18 protein-coding genes are annotated in these 21,883 nt (G+C 71.8%); 9 read left to right on the forward strand and 9 right to left on the reverse strand.

Annotated elements, in window-relative coordinates:
- Positions 1-376: 376 nt before the first annotated feature.
- The 3 genes from QRO03_RS09865 to QRO03_RS09875 are packed head-to-tail and all read right to left on the reverse strand — an operon-like array spanning position 377 to position 3,644.
- Positions 377-1,681: a glycosyltransferase family 2 protein gene (locus tag QRO03_RS09865; RefSeq protein WP_285137330.1), complete on the reverse strand. Its 1,305-nt coding sequence runs from the start codon at positions 1,679-1,681 to the stop codon at positions 377-379.
- A 29-nt stretch (positions 1,682-1,710) separates the two neighbouring features.
- Positions 1,711-2,706 (reverse strand): glycosyltransferase family protein, encoded by a 996-nt coding sequence (locus QRO03_RS09870; protein WP_285137331.1) that lies wholly within the window; start codon positions 2,704-2,706, stop codon positions 1,711-1,713.
- Positions 2,703-3,644 carry a WcbI family polysaccharide biosynthesis putative acetyltransferase gene (locus tag QRO03_RS09875; protein ID WP_285137332.1) on the reverse strand — a complete coding sequence of 314 codons (942 nt, stop codon included), beginning with the start codon at positions 3,642-3,644 and terminating at the stop codon, positions 2,703-2,705. The genes QRO03_RS09870 and QRO03_RS09875 overlap by 4 nt, the downstream gene beginning before the upstream one ends.
- A 50-nt stretch (positions 3,645-3,694) precedes the next feature.
- On the opposite strand from QRO03_RS09875, the gene QRO03_RS09880 reads away from it, so the two are divergent.
- The 4 genes from QRO03_RS09880 to QRO03_RS09895 are packed head-to-tail and all read left to right on the forward strand — an operon-like array spanning position 3,695 to position 7,798.
- Complete coding sequence (locus QRO03_RS09880; RefSeq protein ID WP_285137333.1) at positions 3,695-4,855, forward strand: glycosyltransferase; 1,161 nt, start codon at positions 3,695-3,697, stop codon at positions 4,853-4,855.
- Positions 4,852-5,988, forward strand: coding sequence for a glycosyltransferase (locus QRO03_RS09885; RefSeq protein ID WP_285137334.1), 1,137 nt, complete (start codon positions 4,852-4,854; stop codon positions 5,986-5,988). Before QRO03_RS09880 ends, QRO03_RS09885 begins: the two co-directional genes overlap by 4 nt.
- Positions 5,985-6,989 (forward strand): hypothetical protein, encoded by a 1,005-nt coding sequence (locus tag QRO03_RS09890; RefSeq protein WP_285137335.1) that lies wholly within the window; start codon positions 5,985-5,987, stop codon positions 6,987-6,989. Before QRO03_RS09885 ends, QRO03_RS09890 begins: the two co-directional genes overlap by 4 nt.
- Positions 6,986-7,798, forward strand: coding sequence for a glycosyltransferase family 2 protein (locus QRO03_RS09895; RefSeq protein ID WP_285137336.1), 813 nt, complete (start codon positions 6,986-6,988; stop codon positions 7,796-7,798). Before QRO03_RS09890 ends, QRO03_RS09895 begins: the two co-directional genes overlap by 4 nt.
- A gap of 93 nt (positions 7,799-7,891) precedes the next feature.
- On the opposite strand, the gene QRO03_RS09900 is transcribed toward QRO03_RS09895, so the two are convergent.
- From QRO03_RS09900 to QRO03_RS09915, 4 genes are read right to left on the reverse strand one after another with little or no spacing between them, the layout of a single operon-like run.
- A complete protein-coding gene (locus QRO03_RS09900) occupies positions 7,892-9,574 on the reverse strand; it encodes a glycoside hydrolase family 13 protein (protein ID WP_285137337.1) in 1,683 nt (560 codons plus the stop codon).
- 29 nt (positions 9,575-9,603) lie between these two features.
- Entirely contained in the window at positions 9,604-10,545 is a 942-nt protein-coding gene (locus QRO03_RS09905) for a carbohydrate ABC transporter permease (protein WP_502883026.1), read from the reverse strand.
- Complete coding sequence (locus QRO03_RS09910; protein ID WP_285137338.1) at positions 10,542-11,456, reverse strand: carbohydrate ABC transporter permease; 915 nt, start codon at positions 11,454-11,456, stop codon at positions 10,542-10,544. Before QRO03_RS09910 ends, QRO03_RS09905 begins: the two co-directional genes overlap by 4 nt.
- The gene (locus tag QRO03_RS09915) at positions 11,453-12,766 is read right to left on the reverse strand and encodes an ABC transporter substrate-binding protein (protein WP_285137339.1); all 1,314 of its coding nucleotides are present in this window, start codon (positions 12,764-12,766) and stop codon (positions 11,453-11,455) included. The genes QRO03_RS09910 and QRO03_RS09915 overlap by 4 nt, the downstream gene beginning before the upstream one ends.
- Positions 12,767-12,880: 114 nt before the next feature.
- Between QRO03_RS09915 and QRO03_RS09920 the strand changes: the two genes are divergently transcribed.
- A complete protein-coding gene (locus tag QRO03_RS09920) occupies positions 12,881-14,107 on the forward strand; it encodes an ROK family protein (RefSeq protein WP_285137340.1) in 1,227 nt (408 codons plus the stop codon).
- A gap of 186 nt (positions 14,108-14,293) precedes the next feature.
- Positions 14,294-15,577: an alpha-amylase family glycosyl hydrolase gene (locus QRO03_RS09925; RefSeq protein ID WP_285137341.1), complete on the forward strand. Its 1,284-nt coding sequence runs from the start codon at positions 14,294-14,296 to the stop codon at positions 15,575-15,577.
- A gap of 151 nt (positions 15,578-15,728) precedes the next feature.
- On the opposite strand, the gene QRO03_RS09930 is transcribed toward QRO03_RS09925, so the two are convergent.
- Together QRO03_RS09930 and QRO03_RS09935 are read right to left on the reverse strand one after the other, a co-directional pair.
- A complete protein-coding gene (locus tag QRO03_RS09930) occupies positions 15,729-16,379 on the reverse strand; it encodes a response regulator (protein ID WP_285137342.1) in 651 nt (216 codons plus the stop codon).
- Positions 16,376-18,019, reverse strand: coding sequence for a sensor histidine kinase (locus QRO03_RS09935; protein WP_285137343.1), 1,644 nt, complete (start codon positions 18,017-18,019; stop codon positions 16,376-16,378). Before QRO03_RS09935 ends, QRO03_RS09930 begins: the two co-directional genes overlap by 4 nt.
- Positions 18,020-18,186: 167 nt before the next feature.
- Here QRO03_RS09935 and QRO03_RS09940 point away from each other — a divergent pair, with 167 nt between their 5' ends.
- The 3 genes from QRO03_RS09940 (at position 18,187) to QRO03_RS09950 (ending at position 21,770) form a co-directional block, all read left to right on the forward strand.
- Positions 18,187-19,713 carry a CitMHS family transporter gene (locus QRO03_RS09940; protein ID WP_285137344.1) on the forward strand — a complete coding sequence of 509 codons (1,527 nt, stop codon included), beginning with the start codon at positions 18,187-18,189 and terminating at the stop codon, positions 19,711-19,713.
- Positions 19,714-19,861: 148 nt separating this feature from the next.
- Complete coding sequence (locus tag QRO03_RS09945; RefSeq protein WP_285137345.1) at positions 19,862-21,088, forward strand: acyltransferase family protein; 1,227 nt, start codon at positions 19,862-19,864, stop codon at positions 21,086-21,088.
- Positions 21,089-21,209: 121 nt separating this feature from the next.
- Positions 21,210-21,770, forward strand: coding sequence for a flavin reductase family protein (locus QRO03_RS09950; protein WP_285137346.1), 561 nt, complete (start codon positions 21,210-21,212; stop codon positions 21,768-21,770).
- Positions 21,771-21,883: the final 113 nt, after the last annotated feature.

Genomic DNA, 21,883 nt, shown 5'->3' on the forward strand with positions numbered 1-21,883 from the left:
AGGAACGGACGCACCCACAGAAACAGTCTTCCGACCAACCCATGAGGCAGTTCACGATATGAATGCCACGAATCAGCACCAGACCAACACACGATCACTCCGAAAAGGAGCAACTGAGTGTGGTGTGTGCCGAGTGGCAGATCCCAACTGTAGCCGAGGGAGCCGAAACTCTCAAGTGCAGTTGTTGGGGCGGTTCGCTACTTGAGGGGACGCGGGGCCTCTCGGCCGCTCCGCTCTCCCCTGTGGGGCGAACAGGTAATAACTTACGTGCGCACGGGCGCCTCGGCGAATCCAGCCACATCCCGGGCGTGTCGTGACGTGGCCCGGGCAGGACCGGCGGTGTTCCTCGGCCCCGTAGGGCGACGGGTCCGGGATCTCACACGAAGCGATCGGGCCCTCCCCAGCCGCCCACCCACGCTTCCACATGCGGCTCGTCCCGAAGGGCGTGTACCCCCTCGACCGTCAGCGCCACCTCGTCGAAGCCGGCGGATGTCGACCACCGGCGTTCGCGACGGCGCGCACGCCGCGCATCCGCACGCGCGAGCACGATGCCGTCCTCGCCGAGAAGGGTCATGGCTCCGATCCGCCCCTGGCCCAGCGAGGACAGCGCCACCGCGAGGGGGGCGGCATCCCGGATCACCAGGGCGCGGTCGAGACGGAGTGTCACCCTCGCGTCGAGGTCGGCGCCCTCGTCACCGACGCGTACGCGAGGGTCGGCGTGCACCAGCGACTCCCCCTGCGACAGCGGTACCACCACGGTCGCGAGGGGGAACGCCGCGAGCACGGAATCGACGCAGACGAACTCGGCGGACGACGAGAGCCCCCCGGGCAGGTGCACCACCAGATCGGGAACGGTCGGCAGCAGGCCGCGGCCGCTCGACCCCGCCACGGGGATCTTCCGCGCGAGGAGCAACGATTGCCGATTGCCCTCGCGGACGCGATCGTCTCCCGAACGTCCCGCCCAGTCGGGACCGTCGTGCCAGGCGACGGCGTCCGGAACGTGGGCGAGCACGGCCCCGGCCTGCCAGGCGCGATGCGCCCATTCCCAATCCTCCCCGCCGTACGACGAGAACGACTCGTCGAAACCGCCGACCTCCTCGAAGAACGTGCGGGAGCAGGCCAGGACGGCGCTGATGACGTACCGGTACGAGCGGTCGTCGGCGTGCAGGAGGTCGCCGCTGCGGGCGTACTCGTCGCGGAGCCACGCGGGCTCGGGCAGCTCGTGGGCCGGTCCGGCCTCGGCGACCGGCGTTGTGGCATCCACCCCGGTCAGGTCGGCGTGACGGCGTCGTCCGACCGTGACCGCCTCGAGAAGGAGAGCGGGCAGGCGGGTGAGGCGACGCACGTACTCCGGCTCGGGCGTGGTGTCGGCGTCGAGGAAGCACAGGACGTCGCCCCTGGCGGCGGCGGCACCGAGGTTGCGGGCAGCGGCGGCACGGAACCCGCGGTCCTCCTGACGGAGGAGGCGGACCCCGGTGGGGACGACCGGCTCCGTCGGCGAACCGTCGTCGGCCACGATGATCTCGAGGAGCTCGGCCGGGTGGTCCTGGCATTGCAGGGCGGCGAGCGTCCGCGCGAGCTGCTCTGGCTGGTCGTAGTGGGTCACGACGACGCTGACCCGTGGAGGGTCCGGCTGCCGGTCGGCGACGAGATCCCACCGATTGCCCGGGACCCACGGCATCCGATCGGTCTCCTCGGTCGATCCCGCACTCACCGGAAGACCTCCGACCACCAACGTCGGTAGGCGCGCGCCGCGTCCGCCCGTCCGAACGGCACGGGGTCGAGGCCGTGCCAGGTGCGCGTCGCGTCGTGGCGGGCGTCCGCCACCTCGGCGGCGAGGACTTCGGCATCGACCACGCGTAGCGCGCCCGGGCGCAGCTCGGCCATCTCGTCGATGTAGCGATTGCGCACGGCGAGCGGCCGGCGGCCCCAGCCGATCCACGACGTCAGCGACCCGGACGCCGACACGTGCCGGTGGGCGATCACGGGCACGCAGACGCGGCGCGCCCGCGCGATCATCTCTGCGTCGTCGAGCCATCCCGTCACCTCGACGTCGACGCCCGCGGCGGACGCGCGGCGGACGAACGCCTCGAGGTCTTCGGCGTGCCCGTCGGAGGCGCGTCCCAGCACCGTCAGACGGGTCATACCCGCGGAAACCGTCGCGACCAGCGCCTCGTCGTGCCCCTTGCCGGGGTAGAAGAACCCGAGGACCCCGACAGCATCGTCGCCGGCGACGAGCGCCGACCGCCCGACCGTCTCGACGGGGAGGGGGACGATCGCGACGGGGCCGTCCCAGACACCCTCTTCGCGGAGGAGCTCGCGCTCGTGCGCGCTGTTGACGGCGACGCCGCGCGCTGCCTCCGCCACCGACCGGTAGAACGCGCGACGGCGGGGGCGGTTGCGCTCACCGTCCGACGCCTGAGGGACGTCGTGGAAGGTCACCGACAGCGGATGACGGCCGGCGAGATCGACGACGACACGTGTCGCCTGTTCGGGCGACGACCCCCACAACCGGTCGGTGACGTGGGCGTGCACGGGCGTGCCCGCGGGAAGGGCCGCGAGAGCGTCGGCGGTGCTGAGGCGCGCCGCCGGCTCCTGCTCGAGCACCTCGGCCGCGATCTCGCGCGCGTAGGCGGCGACGCCGTGCGGCCCCGGGTGCACCAGGAGGACGGGCGGGGTGGCATCCGGAATCGAGGAGGCCGTCACGCGGCGGCCGCCCATGTGCGGAGGAGGGGGGCCATGCGCGCGACGACGGCGGCGAGCAGCTCGGGGCGCTCGGCGTAGTACGCCAGATGCGCCTCGCGGACGGCCTCGGCCGGGAGGGTCTCGCCGGCGACCGTCCAGTGGGGGCGGGGCGCGGCATCCAGATTCCAGGCGTCGACGACCCACCGCTCCAACGGCGCGCGGACGCCCGCGAGGATCGGACGACCGGGATCGACGACACGGCCGGGCGCACCGAGCGCGGCGACGAGCCGCTCCCCGAGCGGGAGGAAGAGGGCGTTGCCGGGGTGGTTGACGGTGCGGGCGAGGTCGTCGACGACCGGGGCGAAGAGATCGGATGCCACGACGTCGAGACCGAGGGCCTCGCGGCGACGCAGCTCGGCGACGGACGCCCCGGCGATCGCGTGCACCGTCGCCGGGGGCAGTTCGGCGGGGACGGGCGTTCCCGCGGCCTCGGCCACGATGCGGACGTCGTGGTAGGCAACGAGGGGCGGGTCCTCGGGGAACGCAGGCAGACGCAGCACCGCCTGGAACGGGTGCAGTCCCGCGAAACGGACGGCGGGGACCGTCACGAGACGGGCCGTCGGGGCGAGCGAGGCACGCAGCTGAGCCGTGCCGAGGGGGAGGTCGCGGTAGTCGTCGCGGATGGGTTGGGCGACAAGGAACGCAGCCTCCGCGAGGAGGACGTGCAGGCGCTCCGCGTCGGTCGCGGTGAGCTCGTGCACCGCGGGGACGCGGATGGCGGGGAGGGCGTCGGATGCGATGACCAACCGAAGTGATTCCGCCTGACAATTGCCCACGACCAGGCCGAAATTTTCCGGCAACGGAATCTCGCCGAAGAATTCTCCGTAGTGGCGCCGCCGCGCTATCACCGCGTCGCCGTGGTCCGCAAGGCTCTGCAGCCGCGCCGTTTCACCACCCATGATGTGAACGTATCCGTCGGTGTCATCGTCGTCCCAACCGCCCCGTTGCATTGCGATGTGCCTGGCGATGCGGTACGCGCACGCACGCCACGACACATCACTGCACGAGGAGGAGAGAGATCGTCGTCACCACCGTCCCCCCGGTTCGCATCGCCGCCGTCCCATCGGCCCACCCCTACGTCTCCGCCATCACCGACCCCCGTCGCGTGACGGTCCTCGCCGATCCGCCGCCTCCCGGCGCCCCGGCCGGTCAGTGGTGGCCGCCGCAGGTTCTGCTGCCGGAGTGGCTCGAGGCGCACGCCGACGACTTCGACCTGGTCCACGTGCACTTCGGGATCGAGTCCTACTCTCCCGACGAGCTGCGGGCGACGGTGGCCACCCTCCGTCGACTGGGACGACCCCTCGTCTACACGGTGCACGATCTCGAGAACCCCCAGCTGACCTCGCAGGAGAGCCACCGCGCGTCGCTGGCCGTGCTGGCCGCCGGGGCCGATGCGCTCATCGCCCTGACCGACACCGCCGGCGCGTCGGTGCGCGAGCTCACCCGTCGTCCCGTCACGGTCATCGCCCACCCCACGCTGCTCGGTGACGCCCCGCGTCCCACCGGCGACGCCCACGACGCGGTGCGCGTGGGCGTGCACCTGCGGGATCTCCGCCCCAACATCGACGGCGTCGGGACCACCGCCACCCTCGTCCGCGCCGTCGCCGCCCTGCGGGCGCACGGCGCGCGCGTGGAGGCCGTGGTGCGGATGAACGAACGGGTCCGCGACGCGGAGGCCGCGGCATCCATCGCCCTCCTCGCCGAGGGGGCCGACGCCGTCACGGTCGAGCGCGGCTCCCGCCTCGACGACGACGCCCTGTCGTCCTGGCTCGCCGATCTCGACGCGTGCGTGCTGCCCTACCGCCACGGCACGCAGTCGGGGTGGGCGGAGCTCTGCTACGACCTCGCGGTGCCCGTCGTCAGCACCCCCGTCGGGCACATCGCCGCGCAGCACCCCGCCGACTTCCACGCATACGACATGGGCGACCCCGTCTCGCTCGCGAGGGCGATCATGGATGCCACGGGCCCGGCATCGTCGTCTCCGGGATCGGCGCAGCGCTGCGCCGAGGTGGAACGCCGACGCGCGGAACGCCGCGCCGAGCTCGACCGCGTGCGGGCGTCGCACGTCGCCGTCTACCGCGGTGCCCTCGCCGCGGAGGTCGCCGCGTGATCCGCGGCACGCGTCCGCTGCGGGTGCTCGTCGTCGCTCCCTCGCGCCACCCGCTGCGCCAGCCGCACGCCGGCGGTCTCGAGGCGTGCGTGTGGGATCGCGTCCGGTGGTTGCGCGCCCGGGGTCACGAGGTGTCGCTCTGCGCCGCCGACGGGTCGGACTTCCTCGGTGACGTGGCGGAATTCCGCCTGCCCGTCCCCGAGTGGACGCGCCCCGAGCACTCGTCGGACACCGAGTACCCGGAGGGGTACGCCGCCGCCGTCGACATCGCCTACGACGCCGCCCTCGACCGCCTGATCGCCGACCGCCACCTGTACGACGTCGTCGACAACCACAGCCTGAACCCCGCCCCGATCCGGTGGAGCCGCACGGCGGACATCCCCGTTGTCACGACGCTGCACACTCCGCCGCTCGAGCCGATGCTGGAGGCCGCGGCGGAGGTGGGCGACAGTCCGCACCGCTTCGTCGCGGTGAGCCAGGCGACGGCCCGCGCGTGGTCGATCGAGGGTGTCGACGCCTTCGTCTTCCCCAACGGCATCGACACCGAGCAGTGGACCCGCGGCCAGGGCGGGACGTCGTGGGTGTGGTCGGGCCGCGTGGTTCCCGAAAAGGCCCCTCACCTGGCCATCGAGGCCGCACGCTCGGCCGGTGCGCACATCGTGCTCGCCGGACGGATCGGCGACGTGGACTACTTCGAGCAGGAGATCGTGCCGCGTCTGGGAGCCCACGCCCGCTACGTCGGGCCGCTTCACCAGCCGGACCTCTGCCGCCTCGTGGGGTCGTCGGCCGTCGCCCTGGTCACGCCCATGTGGGAGGAGCCCTTCGGCCTCGTCATCGCCGAAGCCCTCGCCACCGGCACGCCCGTCGCAGCCTTCGACATCGGTGGAGTGTCGGAGGTCCTCGCCGGGATGCCGGGATCAGCGACCGTCATGCCCGGCGACGTCGTCGCCCTCGGACAGGCCGCCGCGCGGCTCGCCGCGGAAGGCGCGCGCGAACCCCTCACCCGCGTGTGGACGCGTCGGGCGGCCGTGCGGAAGCACTCGCTCGCCGAGCGCTACCGAGAGGTCGAGCGGGTGCTCGCCCACACCGCACAGCCCGTCGCCGCGCGCCGCGTGCCGGCGGTGTCGTGGTGATCGGCTGGTACATCCACCACCACGGCTTCGGTCACGTCTCCCGGTTCCTCGCCGTACAGCCGCACCTGCGGGCGCCGGTCATCGCGTTCTCGTCGATGCCCCGACCCGCCGGGCTCGCGGGCGACGTCGAGTGGGTGCGGCTGCCCCCGGATGCCGAGCCGTTCGAGGCACCCGACGGCACGCGGGTGGAACCTCGCGACGCCGACCCGACCGCGCGCGGCCACCTGCACTGGGCGCCGCACGGTCACCCCGGCCACCGGGAGCGGCTGGCGACGATCGCCGCGACCGCCGCATCCCGTGATCTGGACACCTTCGTCGTCGACGTCAGCGTCGAGGTCGTGGCCTTCGCGCGGCTGCTGGGTGTGCGGACGGTCGCGGTCACCCAGCCGGGCACGCGCACGGACGCCCCGCACGCTCTCGCGTACGACCTGGCCGACCGGATCGTCGCTCCGTGGCCCGAGGGCGCGGTCGACGCACCGGGACTGGCACCGCACGCCGATCGCGTCACCTGGACGGGTGGGATCTCGCGCTTCGACGCGCGGGCGGTGTCCGGGGCCGTCGATCACCGACGGGTGCTGCTCCTCGGCCGCGTGCTCCCCCCGGACGTCCGCGATGAGAGCGTCCGGCGCCTCGGCGAGCGCGGGTGGAACGTCACCTCCGTCGGACACGACGATGCCTCGCGCGTCGACGACCCCTGGCCGCTGTTGACGCGGAGCACGGTGGTCGTCAGCGCCGCCGGACAGAACAGCGTCGCCGACCTGGCGGCATCCGGTGCCCGAGCCGTCGTGATCGGGCAGGAGCGTCCCTTCGACGAGCAGCGGGCGACCGCCGAGTCCCTCGAGGCATGGGGCTTGGCTCGGCGGGCCGACGGCGCCGTCTCGGCCGAGCACCTCGTCGACCTCGTCGAGAAGGCGGCGGGAGACGCCCCGGACTGGAGTCGGTGGCGGGTCTCCGGCGCCGCCGCGCGGATGGCGGCCGCCATCGAGGGGACCCGCCCGTGAAGACCGCCGTGATCACCGTCGCCTCGGCCGCCCGCCGTGAGCACCTGGAACGCCAGCGGCGCGTGCTCGCCGACGTGGCGGAAGACATCGTGCGCGTCGAGGCGTGGCTCGATGAGTCGCCTCCCGACGGCATCCGGGACGCCGGCACGCTGACGCTGCATGTCCCGCCCGGGCCTTCCGGACTGCGGGTGGGCGACGGACGCAACCACGCGGCCGAGGTCGCCGTCACGGCGGGCGCGGAGCTGCTGGTGTTCCTCGACGTGGACTGCCTGCCCGGGCCCGACCTGCTCACCGCGTATCGCGCGGGGGCCGCCGCGCATCCGGACGCGCTGCTGGCGGGCGCGGTGACCTACCTCGCGAGCGTGCAACGCCCCGAACGCGCCGAGGATCTGCCGCTGCTCACCCGGCCGCACCGGGCGCGACCGGCGCTTCCCGCCGGGAGGACACGGGCGGCGACCGCCGCGGAGTACGACCTGTTCTGGTCGCTGTCGTTCGCCGTGACGCCCGCCACCTGGGACCGCATCGGGGGCTTCCACCCCGGGTACGAGGGCTACGGCGCCGAGGACACCGACCTCGCCTGGACTGCTCGGTCGCGCGACGTCGAGCTGCGGTGGGTGGGCGGCGCGGACGCGTACCACCAGTGGCATCCGGTGTCGTCTCCCCCGTGGCAGCACCTCGACGACATCCTGCGCAACGGCGCCGCGTTCCACGAGCGGTGGGGCGTGTGGCCCATGGGCGGATGGCTCGACGCGTTCGCCGCGGCCGGGGCGATCGAGCGCCGGGGCGAGGGCTGGGCGCGGGTGCGCTGATCCGCGGCGGTGGCCCCACGCCGCGCGCGCGCGAAGGCCCCGACGCACGGGCGCCGGGGCCTTGCAGATGCCGCTCGCGAGCGGCGGGACGGGTCAGGCGCGGCGCAGCCAGACCGAGGACTCCCCGGGAAGGGTGTGGCCCTCGAGCGCGGTGCTCGACAACACCACCTCGCCCGCGGGGAGCGCTGCGGGCTCGGTGCCGAAGTTCGTCACGACGGTCCACCCGTTCGGGCGCGCGAAGGCCACCACGTCGTCACGGTCGGTGTCGACCCACTGCAACTGCTCGTCGGTCTGCAGCTCGTGCCGCAGATCGAGCGCGCGGCGGTACAGCGTCAGCGTCGACGACGGGTCGCCGTCCTGGCGGTCGACGGCGTAGGCACCGAACCACTCCGGCTGCGGGAGATGGGCACCGCCCGCACCGAAGCCGAACGCGGAGCCCTCGGCGCTCCACGGCAGGGGCACGCGGCATCCGTCACGACCGAGGTCGATGCCGGGGCTGCGGAAGAACGTCGGGTCCTGACGCTGGTCGTCGGGGATCTCGGCGACCTCGTGCAGGCCGAGCTCCTCCCCCTGGTAGAGGTATGCCGAGCCGGGCAGGCCCAGCACGAACAGCGCCGCGGCCCGGGCCCGGCGCTCGCCGCGCGCCGCGTCGAGCGCCGGGGACTGTCCGCCGGAGAGCAGCCACTCGTTGCCGTGCTTGCGCGTGGGCCGCCCGTCGTCGCCGCGCTCGGCGTCGGGCAGACCGTACCGCGTGGCGTGACGCACGACGTCGTGGTTGGAGAGCACCCACGTGGTCGACGAGCCGGACTGCGCGGCGAGGATCAGGTTGTCGGCCACGATCCGGCGGAACTGGCCGGCGTCGAAGTCGGCTTCGAGCAGGTCGAAGTTGAACGCCTGTCCGAGGCTCTCGATGCTCGCGTACAGCGGCACGCGCGAGGGGTGCACCCACGCCTCGGCGACGGCCGTGCGCGGCGGGTCGTAGGAGTTGAACACCGCGCGCCACTCGGCGTAGACCTCGTGCACGTCGTCGCGGTCGATGAGGGGGTGGTTGCCGTCCTGCGGCATGGCGTCGAGCTCCGCCTGCGAGGGCAGCGGCTCGCTCAGGTCTTTCGTGAGCATGTGCGCGACGTCGATGCGGAACCCGTCGACGCCCCGGTCGCTCCAGAAGCGCAGGGTCGTGACGAAGTCGGCGCGCACCTCGGGGTTGGTCCAGTCGAGGTCGGGCTGCGACACGTCGAAGTTGTGGAAGTACCACTGACCGTCCGCGACACGCTCCCAGCCCGCTCCCCCGAACACCGAGACCCAGTCGGTGGGCGGCTCGGAACCATCGGGTCCGGTGCCCTCGCGGAAGATGTAGCGCCCGCGGGCCGCGGAGCCGCGACCGGCGGCCAACGCCTCCTGGAACCAGGCGTGCTTGTCGGAGGTGTGGTTGGGCACGATGTCGACGACGACACGGATGCCGTGAGCGTGCAGCTGCGCGATCAATTCGTCCATGTCGGCCAGGGTCCCCAGCCGTGGGTCGACGTCGCGGTAGTCGGCGACGTCGTAGCCGCCGTCGGCCAGGTCGGAGGGGTAGAAGGGGCTGAGCCAGATGGCATCCACCCCCAACTCCGCCAGGTACGGCACGCGCGAGGTGATCCCGCGGATGTCGCCCAGGCCGTCGCCGTCGGTGTCGGCGAAGCTGCGGGGGTACACCTGGTACACCACGGCCTGGCGCCACCAGTCGGGGGCTGCGGTCAGTTCGCGGGTCTGCACGGAGGGTGCGGCGGTGGTCACGTGTGTTCCTTTCGAGGGGGGATGGATGCTCAGCCCTTGATGGCGCCCTGCGTGACGCCGGCCATCACCCATCGCTGGGTGAAGAGGTAGGCGACGATCGCGGGGGCCATGGCCATGAGGTAGGAGGCGAAGGCGACGTTGTAGTTGTTGCTGAACTGCGTCTGGAAGAGGTTCTGCCGCACCGGAAGGGTCTGCAGCGTCGGGTCGCTGATGATGAGCGAGGGCATCATGAAGTCGTTCCACGCGTAGAGGAACGCGAAGATGCCGACCGTCGCGCTCATCGGAGCCAGCAGCGGGAAGATCAGCTGCCAGAAGGTCTGCCAGGTCGTCGCGCCGTCGATGCGCGCGCTCTCTTCGAGCTCGAGCGGGATCGAGCGCAGGAACGCCGTGAACAGCAGCACGCTGAAGCTCAGCTGGAACATCGTGGCCAGGATGATCACGCCCGCGGGGTTGTCGAGGCCCACTCGCCCGGTCAGCTGGATCTGCGGCAGTGCCACCACGGGGAACGGGATGAACATGGCCGCGAGCAGATAGAAGAACGAGTACCGGAAGAGCTTGCGCTCCCAATTGCGGGCGATCGCATAGGACGCGAAGGCCGCGAGGATGATGGTCGCGGCCACCGTGCCGGCGGTGACCAGCAGCGAGATCGCGAGCCCCACGGGGAACTTCGTCAGCGTCCACGCCTGGACGAATCCGTCGAAGCTGATCGGCGAGGGGAACGAGAAGGCGTTGCCGTCGACGACCTGCGTACCGCTCTTGAGCGCCATCGAGACGGTGACGTACAGGGGCAGGAGCACCGTGAGGGAGCAGAGCACCAGGATGGTCGTCGTCGACCAGTTGACGCGTTCCATACCGACGCGACGGAAGCGGCGCCTCGGGGATCCGTCGCCCGGGCCGTTCGCGCCCTGGCGGTCGGGGACGGTGAGTTCGGCCTGCTCGAACGCGAGCGCGGGCTGGTTGAGAGCGGTCATGACAGGGTGTTCCTTCCCCGGGTGAGGGAGAGCTGGAGGAGCGAGATGACGATGGCGACGATGAAGAACAGCGCCGCGTTCGCCATCTGGTACGCGTAGTCACCGCCGTTGAAGCCGAGGATGATCGACATCGCGACGCTGCGGGTCGCGGTGCCCGGCCCGCCGCCGGTGAGGCCGACGATGATGTCGTAGGCGTTCAGGAAGCCCTTGAAGCCCAGGATGATGTTGATGACGACGTACCCGGCCACGAGCGGCAGGGTGATGCGCAGGAGCTGCTGGGTCTTGCTCGCGCCGTCGAGGCCGGCGGCTTCGTAGACGTCGCCGGGGACCGACAGCAGACCCGCGATGTAGATCAGCAGGGTGCCGGGGATCGCCTGCCACGCCGTGACGATGACGATCGCGACCCATGCCAGGTCGGGATTGGCCAGCAGGCTCGTTTCGAGCCACGGGATGCCGAGCGAGGCTCCGGCCTCGGGCACCGAGTTGCTGAAGAGGAAGTTGAAGACGTAGGCGATGATGATGCCCGAGATCACCATCGGGATGACGAAGACCGTGCGCAGCGCCTTCTTGAACCGGATCTGCGAGGTCAGGCCCACGGCCAGCAGGAACGCCGCGACGTTGACGACGAGGACCGTCGCCACCGAGAAGCCGAACGTGAACAGGTAGGCCTGCAGGATCGCCGGATCACTGAAGATCGCGATGTAATTCGTGAGGCCGGTGAAGTTCCACTCGCCGAGGCCGATGGAATCGGTGAAGCTGAAGAAGATGCCGATGATGCCCGGCACCGTGATGGCCAGGGTGAACAGCGCGAGTGTCGGCAGCAGGAACAGGTAGTAGATCGGTTCCACGCGGCGGGTGCTGAGGCGCGCGGCCGCCTTCCCACCCGTGACGATCGTGGTGGTGGTGCTCATCGCGCGTCCTCCTCGACGGCTGCGTCGGTGGTCGAGGCCGGCGGCTGACGGAAGGCGAGCCGCGACCAGTCCTCGTCCATGGTGCGCAGCGTGCTCTCGGGCGAGGCGCCGAAGATCATCGCCTGCGCGTAGTTGAAGGTGGGGATCGTCTTGGGGACGAGCACCGAGGCGCCCTGATAGATGCGCCCCTCGTCGTAGTAGGGGATCATCCCCGCGACGCGGGGGTCGCTCGGCGACGGTGCGTCCTTCGTCGGCGCGAAGCCGAGCTGGGACTCGTTGTAGGCCTCGATGATCTCGGGCGTGTAGAGGTACTCGAGGAAGTCGCGCGCGGCATCCTTGTGCCGGGAGGCCTCGGGGATGATCGCCGCGAGGTCCATGTTCACGCGCACCGCGAGGTCGTCGGGGTCGTCGGTCATGGGCAGGGGGAAGGTCCCCACGGGCAGATCGGGCGCGGTCTTCGCGATCTCGCCGAGCGCCCACGGGCCCTGCAGGTACATCGCGGCCTCACCCTGGGCGAACGCGAGGTTGCCGTCGCCGTAGGCCCGGCTCTCGGCATCCGGGTTCGTGTAGTCCCGCGCCAGCTCGAGCATGCGGTCCATCGGCTCGGTGAAGTCCTTGGCGAACGAGACCGGGGAATCGGGCCCCACCTCGGCGCCCTCCGCCGCGAGACCGTCGAAGAAGTCGAGCACGTCGAGCGAGCCTCCGACGGAGTAGTCGTACCAGCCCTGCGCCACGGTCCAGTCGTCTTTGAACGTGCCGTAGAACGGGGTGACGCCGTTGGCCTTCAGCGTGTCGGAGACCTGCAGCAGCTCGTCGTAGGTGGTCGGGACGGACAGACCCAGCTGCTCGAAGATCTGCTTGTTGTAGATGACGGACGCGGCCATCACCGAGTACGGCAGGGCGCTCGTGCGTCCCTCGCACGACCCGTACTGGTCGAGCAGCGGCTGCAGGTCTTCACGGACGGTCCCCGCCGCCTCGGTGCCGCTGAGGTCGCTCAGCGCGCAGCGCTGCACGAAGCGGGCGACTTCGTAGTTGTAGTTCGCGAGCATGATGTCGGGCGGGTTGCCGCGCACGAAGCTCGCCGAGACGACGTCGACACCCGAGCTGTCCATCTCGACGCGCACGCCGTCTTGCGACGCGTTGTACTGCGCGACGACGTCGTTCATGAACGACAGCGCCTCGCGCTTGCTGAAGGTGAAGCGGATGGTCTCGCGTCCATCGGCCGAGCACCCGGCGAGCATCGCGGCCCCCAGCACCCCCACCGTGGTCACGGCGATCCATCGTCGCCCCGCCCTGATCTTCGTCGACACCTGCTGCCTCCTCCGCCGCACTGCGAATATGTTGTATCAGCCAGTAAATCTACTCGCCAAATCAATGTCGTGCAGGCAGTATTGCATCGGGAGCGAGAGGGGTCAAGAGTGACGATGGATGCCACCACGACGACGCCGTCGCTGCGCCGCCACAACCTCGACGCCGTGCTCGGCCACGCGTGGGACGCCGAGGCGTTCACCGCCAGCGACGTGATCGCCGCCGTCGGCCTGACCCGATCGACGGCGATCGACGTGCTCGACGAGCTCGCCGCCCGCGGACTCCTCGCCGAGATGCCGAACGCCCGCGCTGTCGGGGAGTACTCCAAGGGCCGACCGGCTCGCCGCTTCGCCTTCCGCCCGGAGGCCGGGGTCGTGGTCGGCGTCGACGCCGGTCGCGGACACCTCTCCGCGTCGGTGGCCGACCTGCGCGGACGCACCCTCGGAACGTCGCGACTGACCGTCGACCCCGAGCTCGACTCGCCCGAGAGGCGCCGACGCGCGGCGGAGGCGACGGTGGGCGCCGCCCTCACCCGCGCACGGCGCGGTCGGGGCGAGATCGTCGCCCTGTGCGTCGGGGTGCCCGCCCCCGTGAACAGGGCGGGCCGCTCGCCGGTGCACCATGACGGGTTCTGGGCCCGCATGAACCCGGACTTCATCGACACCTTCGCCGCGTGGGCGCCGCTCGTCCGCGTCGAGAACGACGCCACCCTCGCGGCCGTCGCCGAACGCGCGCACGGCGCCGCCGTCGGGTGCGACGATTTCGTCGCGCTGCTGGCCGGCGAGCGGTTCGGCGCCGGGATCAGCGTCGACGGACGTCTGCTGCGGGGCACGCACGGCGGCGCCGGCGAGACGGTCGCGTTCGACCGCGTCGAGGGCGTCGGCAGCGCCTGGGGGCTCGCACCGCGGTGCGTCGACGCGGCGCGCGCCGCCCTGGCATCCGGTTCCCTCCCGTCCGACAGCGCGCTCCGCGACGTCGATCCGGCCTCCATCGAGGCCAAGACCGTGCTCGATCTGGCGGCGGCGGGCGACGCCGGAGCCCTCGCGGTCGCCCGCGAGGTCGGCGGGGCGCTCGCGGGTGTCGCGGCGGTGTTCGGCAGTCTGTTCGACGTGGAGCGTGTGGTGGTGTCGGGGGCGATCGCCGCCGGCGCGGGGCCGATCATCGAGGCCGCGATCGACGCGATCCCCGACTCGCTGCACCTACCGCCTCCACGGATCGTCGCCTCGACGCTCGGGGCCGACATCGTCTCGATCGGGGCGGTGGCCGCCGCGGTCGAGTCCGCACGCACCCGCGCGCTCGATCTCGCCGCCTTCGCCCAGCCGGAGGACCGGGCGCGGGCCTGACGGCCTCCCGTCGACCGTCCACGACATGCCGTCTCGGCGCGAGACGCGCGGCGTGTCCCGGACATTCGACGGGGTTGCGGGGCGGCGACGCCGCGCAGAGGGAGACCGCAACCCCCGCGGGGGTCGGGGGCGACGCGGATAGCGTCGAAAGGTCCCGGCACCGACCTGCCGGGCGGAGGAGACCCCATGCCCGCGTGGCCCGAGCACGTCATCTGGTGGCACGTCTATCCGCTGGGGTTCGTGGGTGCGCCGATCCGCGACGGCGTCGACCCGGATGCCGAGCCCGTGCACCGTCTCGAACGCCTCGAGCCGTGGCTCGACCACGTCATCTCGCTCGGCCTCAACGGCCTGCTGCTCGGGCCCGTCTTCGCCGCCGAGACCCACGGCTACGACACCGTCGACCATTTCCGCATCGACCCGCGGCTCGGCGACGACGAGGACTTCGCGCGACTCGTCGCCGCGGCGCGGGAGCGCGGCATCCGGATCCTTCTCGACGGCGTCTTCAACCACGTGGGGCGCGAGCATCCCGCCTTCCGCGACATGAAGGAAGACGGACCGAACATGTTCCGAGGGCGGTGGGTGAACGGCCGATTCGAGGCCGAGGTCTTCGAGGGGCACGACGCCCTGGTCGCGCTCGAGCACTCCTCCCCCGCGGTCGTCGACCTCGTCGTCGAGATCATGTGCCACTGGCTCGAGCGCGGGATCGACGGGTGGAGATTGGATGCCGCGTACGCGGTGCCGCCGTCGTTCTGGGCCGAGGTGCTGCCGCGGGTGCGCGAGCGCTTCCCCGACGCGTGGTTCCTCGGCGAGGTGATCCACGGCGACGCCGTCGAGATCGTGCGCACGTCGAGCATGGACTCCCTCACGCAGTACGAGCTGTGGCAGGGCATCTGGCACGGTCTCAGCGACCGCAACCTCTTCGAGCTGAGCCACGCGATCGAGCGTCACGACGCACTGCTCGCGACCTTCGTGCCGCAGACCTTCGTCGGCAATCACGACGTCACCCGCATCGCATCGGCCGTGGGCGCGGACTTCGTACCGCACGCGCTGGCCGTGCTGTTCGCCGTGGCCGGAACGCCGTCGGTGTACGCCGGCGACGAGTTCGGCTGGACCGGCGTGAAAGAGGAGCGCCTCGGCGGCGACGACGCGGTGAGACCGGCCTTCCCTGCTCGTCCCGACGATGCCGAGGTCGATGAGCGGATCCTGCAGGCCCACCAGGCGCTGATCGCCCTGCGACGGCGGAAGCCCTGGCTCTGGCGTGCACACACGGACGTGATCGAGGTGTCGAACACCGCGATCGCGCTGCGCACGGCCGTGGGCGACGACGCGGTCGTGGTGGCGCTGAACATCGGCGACGAGCCGGTCTCGCTGCCGATCGCCGACGGGCGCGTTCTCGCCGCCGGCGCCGGATCGCCGGTCGAGGGGCGCGTCGAGCTCGGCCCGCGCGGGTGGGCGGTGCTGGAGGCCTGAGGCCGGTGCGCGGGGCGCGCCACGAGGTCCCCCGAGCCTGTCGAAGGGACCGGGACCCGCACGACGACGCCCGGTGACTTCGACAGGCTCAGCCACCCCGCCGTGCGCTCCACGGGATCGCGAGCCGAGCTCGGCCACCTCCCCGCGCGGGTCAGGCGCCGGCGCGGAAGCGGTGCTCGGGGCGCCCGGTGGAGCCGTACCGCAAACTCACCTGCACCAGCCCCCTCTCGGCCAGTGTCGTCAGATGCCGCTGCGCGGTCGCGCGCGAAACGCCGATGCGCTCGGCCACCTCCGACGCCGACGCCTCCTCGGCGCCGAGGGCCGCCAACACCGTCTGCTCGGTCGCCGAGCGCGCGAGCGACGGCCCCTCGCGCTCGCCGCGCATGACGGAGGCCGCGCGGTCGATGTCGTCCTGCGACAGCGGGCGCGCGCTGGTGAGGAGGTTGCGGTACCGGGCGTAACGGTCGAGTCGTTCCGCCAGCACGCGCGTGTCGAACGGCTTCACGAGATAGGCGAGGGCGCCGGCGGTGAAGGCACGGCGGACGGTCGCGGCATCCGTCGCCGCCGACAGCACGAAGGCGTCGACTCCCGCCGAGCGCACGAGCTCCACGCCGTCTCCGTCGGGCAGGTACACGTCGGCGAGCAGCAGGTCGGGGCTGTGCGCGGCGAGGGCCGCCCGGGCCTCGCCGACCGTGCGTGCGGGCTCGAGGGCGACGAACCCGGGGCGACCGGCCACGGCGTCACGGTGCAGCCCCGCGACGCGGAAGTCGTCGTCGACGACGAGGACGCGGATGTCGGTCATTCGGCGTCTCCCGCCCTCGAAGCATCAGGTCCCTCGGTGCGGCCCAGGACGCCCGGCAAGCGCGCGGCCACGACGGCACCGCGTCCGTCGCCGCCCGGATCGACGATCCAGACGTCTCCGCCACGACGCCGCGCGAACTCGCGCGAGAGCGGCAGGCCGATGCCCAGACCGTGCACCGCGGCCGGGTCGTCGCCGCGCTCGCGGGGGGCGAAGACGGCGTCGACGTCGGCGATGCCGGTCCCGGTGTCGGCCACCGTCAGCACGACGGCGTCACCGTCGCCGAGCACCGCCACCTCGACCTCGCGGGGCTCCGGAGCGGACGCCGTGGCCGTTACGGCGTTGTCGACGAGGTTGCCGAGCACGGCGACCACGTCTTCGACGTCGTCGACGGTGCCGCGCAGGAACGTGTCGTCGGAGATCCGCAGCGCCACTCCCCGCTCGCGGGCCGCGAGCGCCTTCGCCCCCAGGAACGACTGCAGCATCGCGTCGCCGACGAGCTCGATGCCGGGGACCGCCCAGTCGACCGAGCCGCGATCGACGAGGTCGGCGAGGAAGGCCCGGGCCTCGTCGGTGCGGTCGGCGTCGAGCAGACCCACCGCCGCGTGCAGGCGATTGGCGTTCTCGTGCCGCTGCACCCGCAGCGCATCGCCCATCGCCCGCACACTGTCGAGCCGCCCCGACAGCGCGGCCACGTCGGTGCGGTCGCGCAGCACCGCCACACGGCCGAGCGTGCGCGAGCCCCGGCGGACCGGGCGGACGTCGATGAAGACCACGCGGTCGCCCACCGGCAGCCCCGTGCTCGCCCCGGTCCCCGCGAGCGCCGCGGTCACCACCGGCGGAAGGGCGAGGTCGGCGAGGGGCCGGCCCACGGCATCCGTGATTCCGAGAAGACGCTCGGCGGCGGCGGTGCACACGCGCACCACCCCCGCGTCGTCGAGCGCGAGCACGCCCTCGTCGGCGCTCTCGAGCACGGCGGTCTGGGTCTGCACGAGGGCGGCGAGCTCCTCGGGCTGCACGCCGAGGGTGAGCCGCTCGAGCCGGCGACGCATCAGCAACGCGACGAGGGCACCGATGGCGACGGCGAGCAGCACCGCGACGGCGATTCCGGCGATCAGGGCGGGCAGGTCGTCGAAGACGCTCGCCCGTTCGAAGCCGACGCTCACCTCGCCCACGGGGGCGCCGCCGTCGGGCGGGTAGACGGGGACCTTCGCCCGGGCGGACTCCCCCAGGGTTCCGACCTCCCAGGTCACGACCTCCCGGCCCGCTAGCGCGTCGGCGAAGCTCGTGCTGACGACCTGTCCGAGGCGGTCGGGATCCGGATGCGCGAGACGGATGCCGTGATCATCGGTGATGACGACGAACAGACCCTCCGTGCGGTCGGTGACGTCGGCGGCGTACCGCTGGAGCACGCCGTCGCGCAGGGTCGTGGCATCCGGGGTCCCGGGATCGGCGGAGTACTCCGCGACGAGGTCGCGCACCTGGGGTGATTCGGCGACCGATCGCGCGATGTTCAGCGCCGACGAATCGGCCTCGGCCTTGAGCTGCTGCACCCCCAGCCCGGCGAAGACGGCGGTGCACACGGCGACCACGGCGACCTGGGTGGCGACCTGCACGACGAGCATCCGCGTGGCGAACCGCATGGCGCACCTCCCTTCGAGCGGGGTGACCCGTGCGCGAAATGCGCAGAACACACGGTACGCGCATAACCCCGCGCAATGCGAGCAAGCGCGCGCCCGGGAGGGCGGCATCCGTAATGTCACCGCATCGAGAGCGCGAGAGCCGCGCCCGTCCCGACGAAGGAGTCGCGATGACCCCCCTGATCCTTGCGGCCGAAACGGCCGAGTACCCGGTGGCCTACACGCCCGCCGACGGGGTGCTCGTGGCCCTCGGCTTCCTCATGGTCCTGTCGTTCATGGCCCTGATCATGACGCGGCGCATGACCCCCATGGTCGCCCTCATCGTCGTTCCGACGGTCTTCGGCCTCATCGCCGGTGCCGGCTTCGGCCTGGGCGACATGGTGATCGACGCGATCGGCAAGATGGCCCCGACCGCGGCGCTGCTTCTCTTCGCCATCATGTACTTCGGCATCATGATCGACGTGGGCCTCTTCGACCCGCTGATCCGCGTGATCACGCGCTTCCTCGGCGACGATCCCGCCAAGATCGTGCTGGGCACGGCCATCCTCGCCGGCGCCGTGTCGCTCGACGGCGACGGCTCCACCACCTTCATCATCACGACCTCCGCGATGCTGCCGCTGTACCTGCGTCTCGGGATGAGCCCCGTCGTCCTCACCTGCGTGGCGGGTCTGATGAACGGAACGCTCAACATCGTGCCGTGGGGCGGTCCGACCATCCGCGCCGCGACAGCGCTGGGCCTGCAGCCCACCGACGTGTTCGTGCCGATGATCCCCTCGCTCCTCGCGGGCCTCGTCGTCTCGCTCGCCTTCGCCTGGTTCCTCGGCCTGTCCGAGCGCAAGCGCCTCGCCGGCTCGGTCGACACCTCGAAGCTCGGCACCCCCGGCGCCTTCGGTCGCCTCGGCGGCCCCGCCCTCGTCCGCGGCGCGGAGCCCAAGCCCGGCGCCGTCGCGTCGCTGCGCACCGGCAACGTCGTCACGGTCCGCGGCGGCCGCGACGCCGTCGCCGCCCCGCAGCTCGTGGACGTCGTCGACACGGCGATGGCCGACACCATGCTCGACCCCAACCGTGCGACGCTGCGGCCGAAGCTCATCTGGTTCAACCTCGCGCTCACGCTCGCGGTGATGGTGCTGCTGGTGATGGACATCTTCCCGCTGGCGTTCGTGTTCATGGTCGGCGCGGCCCTCGCCCTGATCGTGAACTTCCCGAAGCTGCGCGGACAGGCCGACGAGATCGTCGCCCACGCGCCCAGCATCGTCGGCGTCGTGTCGATGGTGCTCGCCGCCGGCGTGCTCGTCGGCGTGCTGAACGGCACCGGCATGGTCACCGCGATGGCCGCGTGGATCACCGAGGTCATCCCGTCGTCGATGGGACCGTTCCTCGCCGTCATCACCGGCGTGCTGTCGATCCCGTTCACGTTCTTCATGTCGAACGACGCGTTCTACTTCGGCATCCTGCCCGTGCTCGCCGAGAGCGCGGCGAACTACGGCATCGCGCCGGTCGAGATGGCCCGCGCCTCGATCACCGGCCAGCCCGTCCACCTGCAGAGCCCGCTGGTCCCGGCGATCCTGCTGCTCGTCTCGCTCGCCGGCGTCAACCTCGGCGACCACCACAAGAAGGTGCTGTGGCGCGCGACGGTCGTCTCGCTCGTCATGCTCGCCGTCGGCGTGCTGGTGGGGGCCGTGCCGCTGCTCGGTTGAGCCCGTCGACGAAGGGCCCGGATGCCACGGCATCCGGGCCCTTTCCGATGTGTGCGCGCGAATGGTCCCGTGCGGGCACCCGCGCGTTACACGCCCGTGATCCCGAGTCCCTATGCTGACCCGGGGCAATACCCGGGGGGAAGACCACATGAACAGCGATGCCACGAAGACCGACCCGCCGTCGACGGCGGGTTCGCGCAGGATCGAGGGCCTCGACGGACTCCGCGGCGTCGCCGCGATGGTCGTGGTGCTGCTGCACGGTCTGCTGCTGTCGGACGACTTCGTCACCCCCTTCGCCGACCCCCGGCCCACCACGACCCCCGCCGAGCCGATGTGGTGGCTCACCCACACCCCCCTGCACCTGCCGTGGGAGGGGTCGGTCGCCGTCTTCGTGTTCTTCGTGCTGAGCGGCTTCGTCCTGTGCCTCCCCGCCCGTCACACGCGCATGAACTGGCGCGCCTACTACCCGAGCCGACTCGTGCGCCTGTACATCCCGGTCTGGGCCTCGGTGGGCGTGGCGCTGATCTGGATCTACGCGCTCCCCGATCTCGTCGAGGGCAGCCGGTTCCTGCAGATCCACATGGATCCGGTGCCGCTCGGCATCCTGCGCGACCTCATCCTCATCGTGCCCGCGCAGCCGGGGATGACGAACACGGTGCTGTGGTCGCTGAAGTGGGAGATCATCTTCTCGCTCCTGCTGCCGCTGTTCATCCTGTTCGCGGCGAAATGGCGCCGCGGGCTCCCCCTCAAGGTCGCATTCGTGCTGGCGCTGCTCATCGTCGGCGCCTACGAAGGACCCATCGAGCGCCCCTACGCCCTGGGCGCGCTGTTCCAGCTGCCCATCTTCGCGCTGGGCTGCCTCATCGCCTTCGAGTGGGACCGCCTGACCGCACTGCGGGACCGACTGCGCAACCCCACCCCGGTCTTCGCCGGCCTCGGAGTCCTCACCGTCCTGCTGGTGACCAGCTACTGGATGGTCTTCGCGCTCCCCCTCAGCGAGGGCGTCCTCGACGTCGTGGCGCCGGCGACGCGTGTGCTGCAGGTGCTCGGTGCGGCGCTGCTCGTCATCCTCGTCATCCTGTCGCCGGGTCTGGGCAGCGCCCTCAGCGTGCGTCCGCTGCGGTGGCTGGGCACGCGGTCGTTCAGCCTCTACCTCGTGCACGAGCCGATGATCGTCGCGTTCGGACGGCTTCTCCCGGAGCCCGTCCACCCGCTCTTGCTCCTGCCCGTGGTGATCGTCGTGGCGCTCGTGCTGGCGGAGGTCTTCTTCCGACTCGTGGAGCGGCCGAGCCACCACCTCGCGCGACGGGTCGCCCGTCGGTTCGGAACCCCCAAGGCGTCCCGTCGGAAGGTCGCCGAGGTCGAGTCGGCCTGATCCGGCCCCGCCTCGCGCTCGCGGTTCGATCCGCATCCCCACGGCAGCGGAGCGGCGGCTGCGTTTCATCGTGTTGCGCCATGCCGCGCCGTTTCGCCCGGGAGCGCCTACCGTCGTAGGTATGAGCTCGCTTGCGCACGGGATCCCCGACAGTAATCCCGCCATCGGCACGTCGGTCTCGGCCGACGACTTCAAGCGCGCGTTCCGCGGTCACCCGGGCGGTATCGCCGTCATCACGGCGTACGGCGAGAACGGCCCCGTGGCCCTCACCGCGTCGTCGGTGTCGTCGGTGAGCGCAGACCCGCCGTTGCTCATCTTCTCGGTGTCGGCGTTGTCGTCGGCGACCCCGACGATCATCGCGGCCGACACGATCGTCGTGCACCTGCTCGACGCCGAAGACATCTCCCTCGCCCGCGCGGGGGCGACCAGCGGCCTCGACCGCTTCGCGGACACCTCGGCGTGGTCGCGCCTCGCCACCGGCGAACCCGTGTATCACGGCGTCCGCGCGTGGCTTCGCTGCAAGGTGGTCAGCCGCATGGATGCCGGTGGCTCCACCGTCATCGCCGCTCAAGCCCTGCAGGTCGACGTCGAACGCGACCTCGAGCCCGGCGAAGCGGGCGCGGCCCTGGTGTACTACAACCGCAGCTGGCACCGCCTCGGCGAGCACTCGCTGCTCGACTGACCCGGGGTATCAGCGCCGTCCCGCCGGACGCCGTCGGGCTACCGGGGTGGGCGACGTGCCGACGGGGTCCGTCCGCGGTTCCCCCAGCCCGGGGAAGTCGCCTCCCCGGCGAG

This window comes from Microbacterium sp. lyk4-40-TSB-66, assembly GCF_030209475.1.
Lineage (GTDB): Bacteria > Actinomycetota > Actinomycetes > Actinomycetales > Microbacteriaceae > Microbacterium.